This is a genomic window from Allobosea sp. 05T422_2, from assembly GCF_056396265.1.
The window spans coordinates 14,518-29,231 of sequence record NZ_JBFTLD010000060.1 but is presented as its reverse complement, the minus strand read 5'-3'; the positions used below and the strand labels follow the sequence as shown (position 1 = coordinate 29,231).

At 66.7% G+C, this 14,714-nt stretch carries 10 protein-coding genes; 4 read left to right on the top strand and 6 right to left on the bottom strand.

The annotated features are described in order from the left end of the window. Positions 1 to 998 (bottom strand): linear amide C-N hydrolase (locus AC1DJT_RS13425; RefSeq protein ID WP_476834222.1); only part of this gene is annotated, 998 nt, incomplete at its 3' end. A 38-nt stretch (positions 999 to 1,036) separates the two neighbouring features. Continuing rightward, positions 1,037 to 3,766, bottom strand: coding sequence for an autotransporter family protein (locus AC1DJT_RS13420; RefSeq protein ID WP_476834221.1), 2,730 nt, complete (start codon positions 3,764 to 3,766; stop codon positions 1,037 to 1,039). 343 nt (positions 3,767 to 4,109) lie between these two features. On the opposite strand from AC1DJT_RS13420, the gene AC1DJT_RS13415 reads away from it, so the two are divergent. Beyond that, positions 4,110 to 5,180 (top strand): helix-turn-helix domain-containing protein, encoded by a 1,071-nt coding sequence (locus AC1DJT_RS13415; protein WP_441504653.1) that lies wholly within the window; start codon positions 4,110 to 4,112, stop codon positions 5,178 to 5,180. Between the two features lie 4 nt (positions 5,181 to 5,184). Here the strand turns inward: AC1DJT_RS13415 and AC1DJT_RS13410 are convergent, their stop codons facing one another. Both AC1DJT_RS13410 and AC1DJT_RS13405 read right to left on the bottom strand, forming a co-directional pair. Beyond that, entirely contained in the window at positions 5,185 to 7,536 is a 2,352-nt protein-coding gene (locus AC1DJT_RS13410; RefSeq protein ID WP_476834220.1) for a xanthine dehydrogenase family protein molybdopterin-binding subunit, read from the bottom strand. Positions 7,537 to 7,854: 318 nt separating this feature from the next. Further along, the gene (locus tag AC1DJT_RS13405; RefSeq protein WP_476834219.1) at positions 7,855 to 9,441 is read right to left on the bottom strand and encodes an ABC transporter substrate-binding protein; all 1,587 of its coding nucleotides are present in this window, start codon (positions 9,439 to 9,441) and stop codon (positions 7,855 to 7,857) included. A 169-nt stretch (positions 9,442 to 9,610) separates the two neighbouring features. Here AC1DJT_RS13405 and AC1DJT_RS13400 point away from each other — a divergent pair, with 169 nt between their 5' ends. Genes AC1DJT_RS13400 through AC1DJT_RS13390 form a run of 3 tightly spaced genes read left to right on the top strand, consistent with a single transcriptional unit; the run spans position 9,611 to position 11,935 of the window. Beyond that, entirely contained in the window at positions 9,611 to 9,778 is a 168-nt protein-coding gene (locus AC1DJT_RS13400) for a hypothetical protein (RefSeq protein WP_441504650.1), read from the top strand. Continuing rightward, entirely contained in the window at positions 9,775 to 10,701 is a 927-nt protein-coding gene (locus tag AC1DJT_RS13395; RefSeq protein WP_441504649.1) for a DUF1989 domain-containing protein, read from the top strand. The genes AC1DJT_RS13400 and AC1DJT_RS13395 overlap by 4 nt, the downstream gene beginning before the upstream one ends. A gap of 1 nt (position 10,702) precedes the next feature. Next, complete coding sequence (locus tag AC1DJT_RS13390; protein WP_441504648.1) at positions 10,703 to 11,935, top strand: amidohydrolase family protein; 1,233 nt, start codon at positions 10,703 to 10,705, stop codon at positions 11,933 to 11,935. A gap of 89 nt (positions 11,936 to 12,024) precedes the next feature. On the opposite strand, the gene AC1DJT_RS13385 is transcribed toward AC1DJT_RS13390, so the two are convergent. Further along, positions 12,025 to 13,590 (bottom strand): amidohydrolase family protein, encoded by a 1,566-nt coding sequence (locus tag AC1DJT_RS13385; protein ID WP_441504647.1) that lies wholly within the window; start codon positions 13,588 to 13,590, stop codon positions 12,025 to 12,027. Between the two features lie 5 nt (positions 13,591 to 13,595). Then, positions 13,596 to 14,711 carry an ABC transporter ATP-binding protein gene (locus AC1DJT_RS13380; RefSeq protein ID WP_441504646.1) on the bottom strand — a complete coding sequence of 372 codons (1,116 nt, stop codon included), beginning with the start codon at positions 14,709 to 14,711 and terminating at the stop codon, positions 13,596 to 13,598. Positions 14,712 to 14,714 lie beyond the last annotated feature (3 nt).

Genomic DNA, 14,714 nt, shown 5'->3' with positions numbered 1-14,714 from the left:
TAGTAGACCCGGTTCACGAGGTCGGCCACCTTCGACCATTGCGTGTATTCCAGCGGCTCCCTGGGCTTGTCTCCCTGGCCCTTGTCTTGCAGCCTGATCCAGCCCTTCGGAATATCGAAATTATTGACGATATGCTCTGCCAGCCGGACGCTTTCCGGGCCGCTCGGCTTGCGTTCGACGGACATCGTATAGCCGAGCGCCCGCAGGAAACGCGATGGCGGCGTCGGATCTCCGGGAATGCCGAGCATGCCCGAGCCCTGGCCGAGCGGCGCGAAGGACTGCTCGCCGACCTTCAGCGGCGGCGCGTTGACGGGCGACAGCTTCACATAATTCCTGAGATTGGTGAGGTGCCAGTCGAAGGATGGCGCGTTGGTCATCACGCCGAGCGGGTTGTCATAGACCTTGAGCTTGCCATCGACCGGCTCGATCACCAGCGAGGCCCCGGAGGCATCGTGCAAGGTGTAATGCACTGGCGGCGCGATCTTCATCGCCTCCTGCACGACATGGATGACGGCGACGTCGCCGATCGCCGCCTTGACCTCTGCGACCGTCGCGAAACTGGTCAGAGCCCAGGTGAGCAGGTCCCATGGCGCGAGGGATTTGGCCGGGTCGGTCTTCGCCGGGTCGGCGTAGCCGGCATAATCCGGGAAATAGAGAATGCCGCCGGAGAGGCCCTTCTCGTTCATGCCGTCGACCAGGGCGAAGACGCCGAGCGCATTGAGCCCGACGGCCGCATATTTGCCGGTCCAGCTCATCGCCGGTTTTCCGCCCGGCCCGGTCGAAGCCAGCTTGTAGTTGCGCGGGATCACCATCGCGCGCGACTCGAGCTCGAACCCGAACTCCATGGTGCGGCCATAGACGGCGCCGTCATCGGTCGTCCGGATCAGGAAGCTCGTGCAGGCGAGCACGGACTGGGGTGTCGCCAGCATCGCCGCGACCAGTGTGGCGGCTGCGGCGCGCTTGGCGTGGTGCCATGGGGACGATGCACGAAGACGCATGGGTCCTCCTCTCGGGTTCGTTTAGTTCAGGGGAGGGCTCACCAGCTCATGCGGAAGCCGGCGCGTCCGCTGAGTTCGTGGCTGTCGGCGAACTGGGCGAGGCTCGTCCTGACGGAGGCTTCGCCATAGAGCGAGTAGCGGCCCCAATCATATTTCGCGCCGAGGCCGACCCCGCCCCAGAGCCGCTCCTCGGCGCTGCTGAAGCGCGTGCCGGCGACGCTGGCCGTGGTGTCGTCGAGGAACTCGTAGGAGAGGTTGGCGATGCCGTAGAGCGTGGTGCTGACGAGCTGTCCGGCGCTGTCGCGCCAGATGCTGCGATAGTCCGCCGCGAGCCCGAGGCGGCCCTTCAGGCTGTCGCCATCCCCGAGCGAGACGCGGGCGCCGAACGGATCGGTAAAGCTGTCGCCAGTGACCCTGGAATAGATCAGTTGCGCCTGCGGCGTCAGCGACCAGGCGCCGTTCAGCGCGATCCGCTGGCCGAGCTCCAGGCCGAAGGCATAGCCGAACCCGCCCGTGCCGTCGGCGAGCCGGCGCCCGAGCGTGGTCGAGCTGAGATCGCTGTCGAACCAGCTCGCCTGGGCCTGGGCATCGGCATAGAGCCCGCTCTCGCCATACCAGGTCAGCGTGCCGCCAAAGCCGGTGCCGCTGGTCGCAATCTTGCCGCGGCCGAAGACCGAGGCGATATCGGCCGTGGCCCCGCCGTGATGCGCGGTCAGGCCGCCGACCAGCGTGCCGGCGCCGTTCGCCAGAAGCTGTCCCTCGAGCCCGGCCTGGAGCCGCCAGCTGTCGATCTCGTAGGAGGTGCCGCTGGTCGAGAGCCTGGGCGTGATCCGGCTATGGGCGCCCTCGATCCGGGCCCAGATCGCCTGGCTCTCGGGCGTACCCGCCGGGGCCGTGCCGTCGCCATGCATGCGGTCGCCGACGCGCTGGCGCAGCGTCGGCAGGCCGTTCAGGCTTTGCAGCACCTGGCCATAGGCCTCGTAGACCGGCACGCCGGGCTGCAGGATCGGCACGGTGCGCGCCGGGCTGCCGACTGGCGCCGCCGCGGCTGCCGGCGGGACATAGGCCGAGCGCAGATACCAATCGCCGTCGTTGGGCGTGCTGACGCCGTTGTGCTGCAGCGTATAGGCGTAGGCGCCTGCAATCAGGGCGGGCTGCCCCTGGAAGGCATAGTCGCCATTGGCGAGGGTGAAGCTGCCATTCGAGGCGCCGCCGACATCGACGATCTTGATGCCCTCGACGGTCGGTGCGCCAGTCCCGCCCTGGTTCAGCACGTTGACCAGCGTCGATCCGGCGCTGCTGCCGGTGATGACCAGCCGGTCGGAAGGCGAGGCATCGCCGCCGAGCACCGTCTCGATCTCGAGCCTGCCGCCATTGCCGCGATAATTGCMATTGATGGTCAGCGTGCCGATCGAGTTACCGGGCGCGATCGTGCCGCCGGCTGCGTTCATCGTGGTGCCGACCGTGCCGATGCCCTGCAGCCGGCCGCCCTGCACCGCCAGCGTGCCGCCGAGGATGCCATTCACCGAGAGCGCGCCTGCCTGGATCGTGGTGGCGCCGCCGAAGCCCGAGCTGTCGCCCGTGAGGTTTGCGTGGCCAGCGGCGAGAACCAGCGCTCCCGTTCCCTCGAAGCGGCCGGCGAACGTGTCGGCGGCGGCGGTCAGGGTCAGAGTCTGCGCCCCGGTCGCGACCACGCCGCTGCCCGAAAGCGTCCTGATCGAGGCGCCGGCCGCGGTTCCGGAGATGTCGAACACGCCGTTGTTGCGCACGCCGCTGGACGCGGCGATGCTGCCCGCACCGGTGAGGGCGAGCCTGCCCGACTGGATCGTCGTCGCGCCCGTAAAGCTGTTGGCTCCGGTCAGCGTCAGCGAGCCGGCCCCGAGYTTGGTGAGTGGCCCGCCACCGAGCGCCTGGCCGACGGCAAAATTGTTGCTGGCATCGGCGATGTCGAAGCCGCCGCCATTGGCGCCCCAGTTGATGGTGCGCCCGGTGCTGTTGAAGCCGGTGCCGGTGATCTGCAGCACGCCACCATTGATGGACAGTGCTCCCGCGACACTGCCGAGATTGGCGTCCGAGGACATCGACAGCGTGCCGCCGTTGAGGACCGTCCCGCCAGAATAGGTGTTGGCTGCGATGAGATAGACCGTGCCGGCGCCGGTCACGACGAGGCCGCCCGTGCCGGAGATCGGGTTGTTCAGGTAGAAGGCATTGCCGCTCTGCACCGGGTTCAGCGTCAGGGTCTGCGCGCCGAGATTGAGGGCGGCCGCCCCGGATTTGGAAAGCTGGCTGATGCTGCCGCTCTGGCTGTCGATCCGCCATTCCTGGCTGCCTGTCAGCGTAATCCTCTCGCTGAGCGTGATCGCCTGATTGACCTGGCTGACCACGCCCAGCCCGTCGATACCGCCGATACTGACGAGACCGTTCGTCGACACTGGGGTATTGACGAAGCCAAACCCGGTATAGGGAGCCAGGAACACGATCTGTCCGACACTGCGTGCGCTGCCCCAGGTGTAGGTGGATCCGGTTCCCGCCAGGTCGAAGATCGCCCGGTCGTTGGGGCCTGGTATGCCGACGCCCCACTGGGTGCCTCCAAACTGACCCCACAGGGCGTCGCTGGACGCAACGTAGTGATAATCCGCTGCCGAAGCCGCCGAGGCCGCCGTCAGCGCGAGAATGATCGCCGTTGCGCTGGCACTCCGCTTGAGCCCCGGCAATGCGGAATGTCCAGACATGATTCCCGATGGCTGGATGGTCAATTCGATAGGCATAGGCCACTCCGAAGCCGGGGGCCTCATCCCCCGGAGCGCTGTGATGTCGGGGGCGTTGCTGTCAGGTGCCGAAGGCGGCGCACGCAGCCGCAAGGCTGCGCAACATGCCCCCCAGCAGTGCCGCCGCGCTGCCAGGATCGCATATTCGCGAGCGCCCGCCTGTAGCGCTGCGTCTCATTTGTGATGACGCTGCGTCTCAATCGTCCGGACGTCGTCTCGTCCTGGGACGGCCTATGCCCCTGCGTCGGCGGCATTGGTTCCACCAGGCAAATCACCCTAGGAGTGATCGGGCAGGTTCCGAACGTGCGGGGCAAGTTCCGATCTTGGCGGGGGAGAGCGAGCGATGCGGCAGGCCCGGGGGGCGACTGCTCCGGTGGCGGCGGAAGAGCTCGTCCTGTCGACCGACATGGTCGAGCCTGACCTGCGCAGCGATCTCTGGCGCGAGATCTCCCGCCCGTTCTTCGAGACGACGGCGCATCCCGACGATCGCGGAGCTGTGCTTGAGGGCTCGATCCGCTCGCGGGCRCTGGGCGCACTGCTGATCGGTCCGACCAGCTTCAACCAGCAGCAATACAGCCGGGACCGGCGCACCATCCTGCAGGGCGGGCTGGATCAGTACTTCGTCCAGCTCTTCGTCGCCGGCACACTCGAGGCCGATTGCGAGGGGGAGGCGATATCGGTCGGCCCTGGCGATATCTGCGTCTTCGACCTCGCCCGGACCTTCAGGAGCAGGGTCCGGACCGGCTCCACGCTGTCGCTGGTCCTGCCGCGGGAGCGGGTCGACCGGGTGGCGGGGGGGCGCAACCTGCATGGCCTGGTGCTCAGGACCGGAGATCCGATCACGCGCCTCCTGAGCGACTTCATCGTCAGCCTGTCCCATGTCTCGCCCGTGATGAGCGACGACGACCTGCGGGCGATCGAGGAATCGGCGATCTTCCTCATCGCCTCGGGCCTCGCTCGTCACGCGCCGGGGATCGCTCTTCAGGACCCCGTGCTGGGAAACGTCCTGCGTCAGCGCATCCTGGCRTTCATCGAGGCCAATCTGTCGGATCCCGGCCTCAACCCGGCCGTGCTGACTTCCCGCTTCCGGGTCTCGCGCGCGCATCTCTACCGGATGTTTGCCGGCGATGGCGGTGTCGCCACGATCATCCGCGAGAAGCGGCTCGACGCCTCGTTCCGCGAGTTGGCCAGTCCCGCCGCGCCATCACGCTCGATCACGCAGATCGCGCATGAACAGGGCTTCTCCAACAGCGCCCAGTTTCACCGCGCCTTCCGCGCGCGCTTCGGAATGGCCCCGGGTGAAGCCCGTGACGCGGCAGCCGCACGCCCCTTCGCCGATCAGCGCCTCCAGCATGTGCAGGTTCATTTCGACCAATATGCGCAGCAGCTCGGGGCGGGCCCCCTGCCGAAATGATCTCTCACTTCCCCCCGTGAATCATCCGCCAGATCGCCTGTGGCGTCGCCGGCATGTCGACATGCCGCACGCCATAGGGCGAGAGCGCATCGACGAGCGCGTTCATCACCGAGGGCAGCGAGCCCGCGCAGCCGGCCTCGCCGCAGCCTTTCGCGCCGACGGGATTGGTCGCGGTCGGGCTGCCCTGACTGGCGAATGAGAAGAAGGGCAGGTCGGCAGCGCGCGGCATCGCGTAGTCCATATAGGACCCCGTCATGAGCTGGCCGGYCTCGTCATAGGCGGTCATCTCGTAGAGCGCCTGGCCGATGCCCTGCGCGACGCCGCCATGCAGCTGCCCCGCGACGATCAACGGGTTCACGATCGTGCCGAAATCATTGACCATGACATAGCTGACCACCGCGACCTCCCCGGTCTCAGGATCGATCTCGACCTCGGCGACATGACAGCCATTGGGATAGGCCGATGGCGCCGACTTGAAGACATGATCGACATCCAGGCTCCGGGGCAGCTCCTTGGGCAGGTCGGGGGTCATGCGCACCCGTTCCGCGAGCTCCATGATACCGATCGCGCGGTCGGTCCCGGCGATCGTGAACCGGCCACGGCCAAACTCGAGATCGGCGACGCCGGCTTCCAGAAAATGGGCGGCCAGGAGCTTGCCCTTCTCGATGACGCGATCGCCCGCTTCCATGATGGCCGACCCGCTCGCCATGATCGATTTGGAGCCGCCGGTGCCGCCGCCCGCGATCAGCCGGTCGCTGTCGCCCTGGACGAGTCGGATCTTGTCGAAGGGCACGCCGAGCTTGCTCGTCAGCACCTGGGCGAAGGGCGTCCAGTGGCCCTGTCCGTAATCGAGCGTGCCGGTGACGATGGTCACGCTGCCATCGGCTTCGAAATGGAGGCCGGCCATTTCATTGCTTGGCGGCGCGGTGACCTCGAGATAGCAGCCGATGCCGCGGCCGCGGAGCTTGCCGGCCTTCCGGCTCTGGCGCTGCCGCGCCCCGTAGCCCTTCCAGTCGGCCGCCTTGAGCGCTTCTGCGAACAGGGCCGGGAAATCGCCGCTGTCATACAGCGTCCCGACCGGCGTCGCCCAGGGCAGTTGCTGCGGAGCGACGAGGTTGCGCCGCCGCAGGACGGTCTTGTCGATCCCCATTTCCACGGCGGCCGCATCGATCAGCCGCTCCATGAAGTAATTGCCTTCGGGGCGCCCGGCGCCGCGATAGGCGCCGATCGGTGCCGTGTTGGTGACGACGCATTTGGTCTGCACCTCGACGAGCGGCGTGCGGTACATGCCGATGCTGTTCTTGCCGATATTCGTCGTCGCCATCATCGGCCCGACAGGCGAGAGATAGCCGCCCATATTGCCGATGCCGCTGAAGCGCGTCGCCAGGAACCGGCCGCGCGCGTCGAGCGCCAGCTCGGCCTCGAAGACCATGTCGCGGCCATGATAGTCCGAGACAAAACTCTCGGAGCGCTGATCGGTCCATTTCACCGGCTTCTTCAGCAGGCGGGCCGCGTGCAGCAGCACGACATATTCGGGGAAGACCGAGGATTTCATCCCGAAGGAGCCGCCGACATGGCCGGTGAGCAGCCGCATCCGTTCCGCCGGCACGCCCATTGCCGCGGCCAGGTTGTTGCGCATCCCGAACGCGCCCTGGCTCGGCGCATGCAGCGTGTAGCGGCCGGTCTTGCGGTCATAGGTTCCGACCGCCGCACGCGGCTCGATCGGGTTCACCACGATGCGGCTGTTGACGATGCGCAGCTTCGTGACATGGGCGGCGCTGGCAAAAGCGGCCGCGACCTTGCTGGCATCGCCGAAATGATAGTCGAGGACCACATTGCCGGGGACGTCGTCATAGAGTTGCGGCGCGTCCGGCTTGAGGGCATCCTCGTTGGCCGTGACCGCGGGCAGGATCTMGATATCGAGCAGCACGGCCTCGGCCGCATCGCGCGCCTGGACGGCCGTGCGAGCCACGACCATCGCGATGGGATCGCCGACAAAGCGGACCTTGTCGGTCGCCAGGGCGTTGCGGGCGGGCTTCCTGATCGGGCTGCCGTCCCGATTGGGATGCTCGACAACGCATTTCAGCAAGCCGTAGCCTTGGCCCGCGAGATCCTCCCCCCGATAGATCGCGACGACGCCCTTCATGGCTTCGGCCTGCGAGATATCGATGCCGCGCAGGACGCCATGCGCGTGCGGGCTGCGGACGAAGGCCGCGTAGAGCTGCCCCTCCAGCGAGACGTCATCGGTATAGCGGCCCTCGCCGCGCACGAGCACGGGGTCCTCGTTGCGCGGGACGGGCTGGCCGACCTCGAATGGCATCGTCGAAAGCTCCGCTGAGGGCGTGTGCTTATTCATCAGGAGGCACCGTGAGTAACGTGCGAGCCGACCGGCAGGCAACGTCGCTAGACTGACCCAAAATGGCGGCGCCTGTCCTGCAGATGTCGCATAGGCGCTATCCGCAGGCGGCGCATTCCGAAAAGTCAGCCGCCCGGAGGGAGGTTCTGGTTCTGGGCGCCATCCGAAGGGGTGGCGCTGAACCCTGGGAGGGGCACGGCCGCTCTATCTGGCTCGGCGTAGGCCTGGAACAAGAGATGCGCCGCGATCGGGATCGCGGCGCATCATGGCGAAGCAGCGTGCGGGCGGATAGGCCACGGGGCTGACCGGGGCCGGGTTCTACTTCACGACGGTGAGCCACATCCGCGGCTTGTTGTCCGAGTTCTGCACCAGGGACGTGATCCGCGACCGGGCGGCCCAGGCCATGGGTTGCTGATGCATTGGCAGGAACATGTGCTGATCCTTGGCGATTTTCATCGCCGCGGTCAGCATGGCGGTGCGCTTGGCGGCGTCGTTCTCGACGGCGGCCTGGGCGTTCAGGGCGTCGATCCTGTCATCGCCCCATTCGCCCCAGTTGAAGACGCCGGCCGCGGCGTCCTTCTTGTGGATCACCTGTGTCAACAGCGAGGACGAATCCAGGGTGGGCTCATTGGCCCAGCCGAAGGCGACGACGTCGAACTCGCCGCGAACCCGCTTCGGCGTCTGCTGGCTGCGCGGGGCGATGCTGAGATTGGGCCGCAGGCCGATGCGGGACCACATCGAGGCGACGGCCTGGCAGAATTCCTCCTCGTTGATGAGTGCGTCACTGGCGCAGTTCATCAGAAAGGAGAAGCCGTTGGGATACCCGGCCTCGGTCAGAAGCCGGCGTGCTTCGGCGGCGTCGAAGGGCAGGCGCTGGTCGAGCTCGGGCGTGAAGCCCGGGATCGATGGCGCGACAAGGGCGCCGGTGGTGCGAGACAGGCCACGCATGGCGCGCGACTGGATCGCGGCGACGTCGATGCCGCGATACATGGCTTCGCGGACGCGGATGTCGCGCAGCGGATTCTTGTCCTGCACATCGCTTTCCACGAGCCGCTGTCGCCAGTTGAACCCGAAGAATGTCGAGCGCACCTCGTTCGCCTGCAGGACCTTGATATCCGGCGAGGCCGCGAGACGGCTCAGGTCCTGGAGCGGAGCGGAGTTTGTGAAATCGATCTCGCCCGACAGCATGGCCGCGACGCGGGTCGCCGCCGACGTAATCGGCACGAATTCGATGCGCTCCAGATTATGGACGGGCTTGTCCCACCAGCCAGTGTTCCTGACGAAGACTGTCTGGGTGTCCCGTCGCCGCGAGACGACCTTGAACGGGCCGGTGCCGTTCGTGTTGTTTGTGGCGAAACCCTCGACGCCCTTGCCGGCATCGGTGGGCAGAAGGCTGTTATTCGCGACCAGCCACGCCTTGTTGAAGATGTGGACATTGGTCAGGTCGTTCAGAAGCAGCGGATTGGGGCTGTCGAGCTCGATCTCGATGACGGAGTCGTTGACCTTTCGGGCGCTCTTGTAGCCGTGCAGCTCTCCCCGCATGGGCGAGGTCGGATGCGTGATCCGCTCCAGCGATGCGATAACGTCGTCAGCGCTGAAGGGGGCGCCGTCGTGGAAGGTGACGCCGGGGCGCAAAGTGAAGCGCCAGAGCGTCGGCGAGGCGACGGTCCAGGCGGTGGCGAGGGCGGGTTCGATTTCCTGCTTGCCGCTGTAGCGAACCAGCCCCTCATAGACATGGTTTAGCACCGACAGGGCGTAAGTATCTCCGTAGGAGTAGGGGTCCAGCGAGCCGATCTCGCGGGGCGACCCCCATTTGAGAGTCYGCGCTTCGGCGCCTCCCATTCCGGCATGTCCGACGCCCGCCGCGAAAGCGGCTGCCATCACCATCGAAAGCAAACGGCCCATCCATCCCTCCACCATTGTCGTGCGGGATCGCACTGTCGACAATAAATGCATACGATATTGTTCTGTTTTTGCATGCAATAGCCTTTATGGATTGTGGCGTGTTTTTAGGGGTGACTGTATGCAATCCTGTGCTAGCGTCACGGTGGCGAGGCAAAAACGGTAGGCACAAATGACAACCCGTCGCGTGGTTCTTCAGCTCAATCAGCAGCAGATCGAGTTACTCGGGCGCGCGATCGCAGCGACCGGGGAGCGCGATGTGCAGGCGCTCGTACAACTCGCGCTGCGCGAGGCTGCGGCGAAGCAGGCGACGACGAATGGCGGGAGCGCACGGCAATGAGGACGGAAGTCGCCAGGATCCGGCTCGAGCCCGGTACCGGGAAGGCCATCGAAGTCAGGGCGGGCCAGATTCTGCGTATCCAGCAGATCGAGGGGCAGCAATGCGTCGACTTCAACTGCTTCAATCTTCATGATTACAAGGAATTCATGCATTGCGGGCGCACGCGCACGGTGCACGGCTTCAATCCCAGCAAGGGCACGTTCCTCTGGTCGGCGCCGCCGCGCGAGCGGGCGATGCTCTATATTTTTGAAGATACCTACGGCCGGAACGATGTGCTCTTCCCGCGTTGCAGCGCCTATCTCTATGAGAGCGCCTATGGCTTCGCACGGCACACCAACTGCCACGACATCCAGGCCGAAGCGCAACGCGAATACGGGCTGACGCCGGACGACGTGCATGACAGCTTCAACCTGTTCATGTGCACGGAGATCACCGAAAACGGATCGGCAACGATCACGCGACAGGCTTCGCGGGCCGGCGACTATGTCGATCTCCTGGCTCTGATGGATGTTCTGGCTGTGCCGAATGTCTGCGGCGCCGATATCATGCGCACGAGCAATTTCGCGCTGAAGCCGGTCGAGGTGATCATTCTCGAATCGACGGAGGAGGATCTCGCGCGGGTTCCGCGCACGCCGATCCTGTCCAGCCAGCGCACGCCGCGCGACTTCAGGAATCCGACGATCAAGGCCGACCGGGAACTGAGCCGMGATCCGGCCTACAAGCCGGAATTCACCAATGTCCCGTTGCAGCAGGTCCGGATCGAGATCGATCTGACGGAGGAGGATGTCGCACGCCTCGAAGTACTGCGCCATGCTGTGCACGGCGACGACGACGGGGCGGCGCTGCGCGACATCGTCTTCTCCTGGTGGGAGGCGCGCTTCCTGGCTGCGAAGAGCGGCGCTCCTGCTGTCGACGGAGCATAGGATGCAGGTCGCACCAACGGGTTCTCTGCTCATCAGGCAGGTCCGCCTCTGGCGAGGCCGGGGCCTCCCTCTCTCGCCGCCCCAGGATATCCTGATCCGGAACGGCACGATTGCTGCGACGGGCGACGAACTTGCAGCGCCCGAAGGGAGCGCCGTGGAGGATGGCTGCGGCAGGATCGTCATCCCCGGACTCGTCGAAGCCCACACGCATCTGGGCTATTCCTTGCTTGGGCTGCCCTGGTTCCGAAACGAGGTCGGCCCGGCCCTGGCCGACAAGATCCAGGCGGAGAAGGATGAACTGCGCCGGCGAGGGATCGACCCGGAATTGCAGTCGACGCGCCAGCTTGTCCGGTCGGCGGAATTGGGGTCGACCCTGCTTCGCGGCCATGTCGCGATCGACACCGATGTCGGCCTGTCGCCGCTGGAGGGCGTGCTCAGATCACGGGACGCATGCCGCGGGACGATCGAGGTGCAGACCGTTGCCTTTCCGCAGGCGGGCCTGCTCTCGCGGCCCGGCACCCTCGAGCTGATGGAGGAGGCCCTCCGCATCGGCGCGGATATCGTCGGCGGCCTCGACCCCAGCCAGATCGACCGTGATCCGCGCGGCAGCCTGGACATGACATTCGGCCTTGCCGAGCGTTCAGCCAAGCCGATCGATATCCATCTGCACGAACCTGGAGAGCTCGGAGCCTTCAGTGTTGAACTGATCCTCGAGCGCACGCGGGCGCTCGGCCTTCAGGGGCGCGTGATGATCAGCCACGCCTTCTGCCTGGGCGATATCGGACCGGCTCATGCCGGTCGTCTCGGCGAGATGCTGGCGCGCGAGCAGGTCGCGATCATGACGACGGCGCCCCTTGCCAGGGCGTGCCCGAGCCTTGCTCTGCTGGCTTCGCTCGGCGTCATCGTCTGTTCCGGTTCGGACGGCGTCCGCGACACATGGGGCCCCTTCAATAATGCCGACATGCTGGAACGCGCGATGCTGGTCGCTCAGCGCAACGGCTTTCGCCGCGACGACGATCTCGAGCTGGCGCTTGACAGCTGCACCTTCGGCGGGGCGCTGGCCCTGGGCGTCGCAGATTACGGACTGCATGACGGAGCACGGGCCGATCTCGTTCTCCTGACGGGCGAGACGCTCGCCGACGCAATCGTCTCGCGCGCGCCGAACCGGACGGTTGTCAGGCAGGGCAGGGTGATCGCGCGCCACAGCGAGATCACGGCCGCTGCTGCTGCGTAGAGCGGTTTCGGCCTCGTCACGAGCGCGGCGGCGCATCTCCCTGCTGGCGCCGCCGTCCTCGGCGAGCGCCTGCCCGGAGATCGCGGATACTAGCGCCGCGCGTTGAAGCTGCGGTAGGCATCTGCCGCGGATGGAAGCGGCCAGTCGGCGTAGAAGGCGCGCAGATGCGGGTCGAGCGCCTTGACGAAGGCGCGCCGTGCCGTCTCGGCCTCGCTCGGGGGGCGCTGCATGGCCGCTTCGATCTCGCTGAGCAGCTTTTCCTTGTCGATCGTGGCGATGCGCCCGTCGCGCAGCACGTGGCGCCCGTCGATCAGCACATCGCGGATCATCCCCGTTCTGGCGCGCTGCACCAGCGCCGAGACGATCTCGGCGTCGGGATCGAGATAGGGCTGCGCCAGCTGTTCCCAGTCGATCACGACGATATCGGCCGCACGCCCGGGCTCGAGCCGGCCGACCAGGCCGGCAAAGCCCGTCGTCGCCGCGCCGTGCTCGCTGGCCATCCGGAAGATGCGCGCCTCGGAAAGCGGTTCGTAGGCATGGCCTGGCGTGCGCTGCAGGTTCCAGGCGAGGCGCATCTCCTGCAGCATGTCGCGGTCGTCATTGATGCCGGCCTGGTCGATGCCGAGCGCGACCGGAATGCCGGCCCGGTCGAACTCCTTGACGGGCGCGATGCCGCTGCGCAGCCGCAGCCCGGAGCTTGCATTGTGGCAGACGCAGGTGCCGCTCTCGGCGAGCAGCGCGATATCGGCGTCGCTGCACCAGATGCCGTGGCCGATCGTCATGCGCGGGCCCAGCAGCCCGAGATCGGCGAGGTGGCGGACGGCGGAGCCGTCGGTGTCCATCTCGGCGAACCGGCGCTGATACGGCGTCTCCAGCAGATGCATATGCAGCCCCACATCATGGCGCTGGGCGAGGTCGCGCTGCGCGATCAGGCTCTCGCGCGTGCACCATTGCAGGTTGGACGGCGCCAGCTGGACCCGGCTCATGCCATCGGCGGGTTGGCCCCAGCGTTCCGCCAGGGCTTCGAAATGCTCCGTCAATGTCTCGACCAAGGTCTGGGCCGTTGCCAGGATCGCCGCGAGCTGTTCGCGGAGCGGCGACGGCAGGCTTGCGAGAAAAGTCTCGTCGGCCCCGTAGACGATCCTGTTCCGGTCGCGCCACATGAAGGAGAAGGACGCCCGCATCCCGATCTCGGCATAGGCCCGCATGATCGCGTCCGGCGCATCGAGCCAGCGCGCGCGCGGGCCGACCGGTCCGCCATGCAGATGCTGGACGGTGGTCACGCCCGACTCGATCATCTCGATCGCGGAGTAGAGCGTGTCGAGATAGGGGTCGAGCCCGCGCCAGCCGAGAAAGCGCGGCAGCCAGAGTTCCAGCGGCAGGAACGGCGTGCCGTGCTGGAGCGGCGTCAGCCCGGTATGGTGATGGGCGTTGACCAGCCCGGGCATGACGAGATCGGTCGGCCGTCCGATGCATGCGGCGCCGGGATGGCGGGCGATCAGCTCAGAGGCCGGCCCGATCTCGGCGATGCGGCCAGCTTCGATGAGCAGGGCGCCGTCGGTGATGATCCGGGCGCGGTCGTCGCCGTCGACGCCGCACAGGACATGGCGGCCCCGTACGATCGTGCTCTGCGTGCTCGCAGGGTTCTCGTTCAAGCGGTTCAGCCCTTGCGAAAGGCGCGGCACTCGTCCGCTCGCCAGCCGATTTCGATCCGGGCGCCGCGCGCGAGCTCCTGGGGCAAGCGCATCGGATCGGCCTTCGCGATCAGCTCCTGCCCGCCGAGCTGGAAGACGACGCGGGTCGCCTCGCCGAGATAGACCAGCCGTTCGACCTCGAGCACATATTTGTTCTCGGTCTCTCCCGGCGTCAGGGCGATCCGTTCCGGGCGCAGGCACAGCACCGCCTCGTCCCCGATCGCGAGCGCATCGATGGACTGCGCCACCACCTCGACCCCGTCGGCGAGGCGCACGGTGACCGTCGCATCGCTGCGGCCCACGACGACGCCGTCGAGACTGTTGTTCTCGCCGACGAAGCCCGCGACGAAGGCATTGGCCGGGCTCTCGTAGAGTTCCTCCGGCGTCGCGAGCTGCTGGATCCTGCCCTGGTCGAACACGGCGATCCGGTCCGACATGGTCAGGGCCTCTTCCTGATCATGCGTCACATAGACCATGGTGACGCCGAGCCGTTCGTGGATCTGCTTCAGTTCGTACTGCATGCGCTCGCGCAACTGCTTGTCGAGCGCGCCCAGCGGTTCGTCGAGCAGGATCAGCTCGGGCTCGAAGACGAGCGCGCGGGCCAGCGCGACACGCTGCTGCTGGCCGCCGGAAAGCTGCGCCGGCATGCGCTTGCCGAACGCCCCGAGCTTGACCATGTCGAGCGCAGTCGCCACCCGCCGCGCGATTTCCGGTTCGGATAGCTTTCGCGCCCGCAGGGGGTAGGCGACATTGTCGGCCACCGTCATGTGCGGAAACAGCGCATAGTTCTGGAAGACCATGCCGATCCCGCGCTTGTAGGGCGGCAGTGCGGTGATGTCGCGGCCCTGCAAGGTGATGCTGCCATTGGTCGGCGTCTCGAAGCCGGCCAGCATCATCAGGCTCGTCGTCTTGCCCGAGCCTGAGGGGCCGAGCAGCGTGAGGAATTCGCCCCGGGCAATGTCGAGGGACAGGTCCTTCACGACGAGGACCTGGCCGTCATAGCTCTTCTGGACATGCGAGAAGCTGACGAGCGGCGCGCTGGGGACAGGCGCGTCGCGATGTGCGGTTGCGGTGAGGGTCATGGC

What these genes read in the sequence shown, in the direction of transcription:
- AC1DJT_RS13400 (WP_441504650.1), top strand. Translation starts at nt 9,611, where the DNA reads ATGACAACCCGTCGCGTGGTTCTTCAGCTCAATCAGCAGCAGATCGAG.
- AC1DJT_RS13380 (WP_441504646.1), bottom strand. Translation starts at nt 14,711, where the DNA reads ATGACCCTCACCGCAACCGCACATCGCGACGCGCCTGTCCCCAGCGCG.
- AC1DJT_RS13390 (WP_441504648.1), top strand. Translation starts at nt 10,703, where the DNA reads ATGCAGGTCGCACCAACGGGTTCTCTGCTCATCAGGCAGGTCCGCCTC.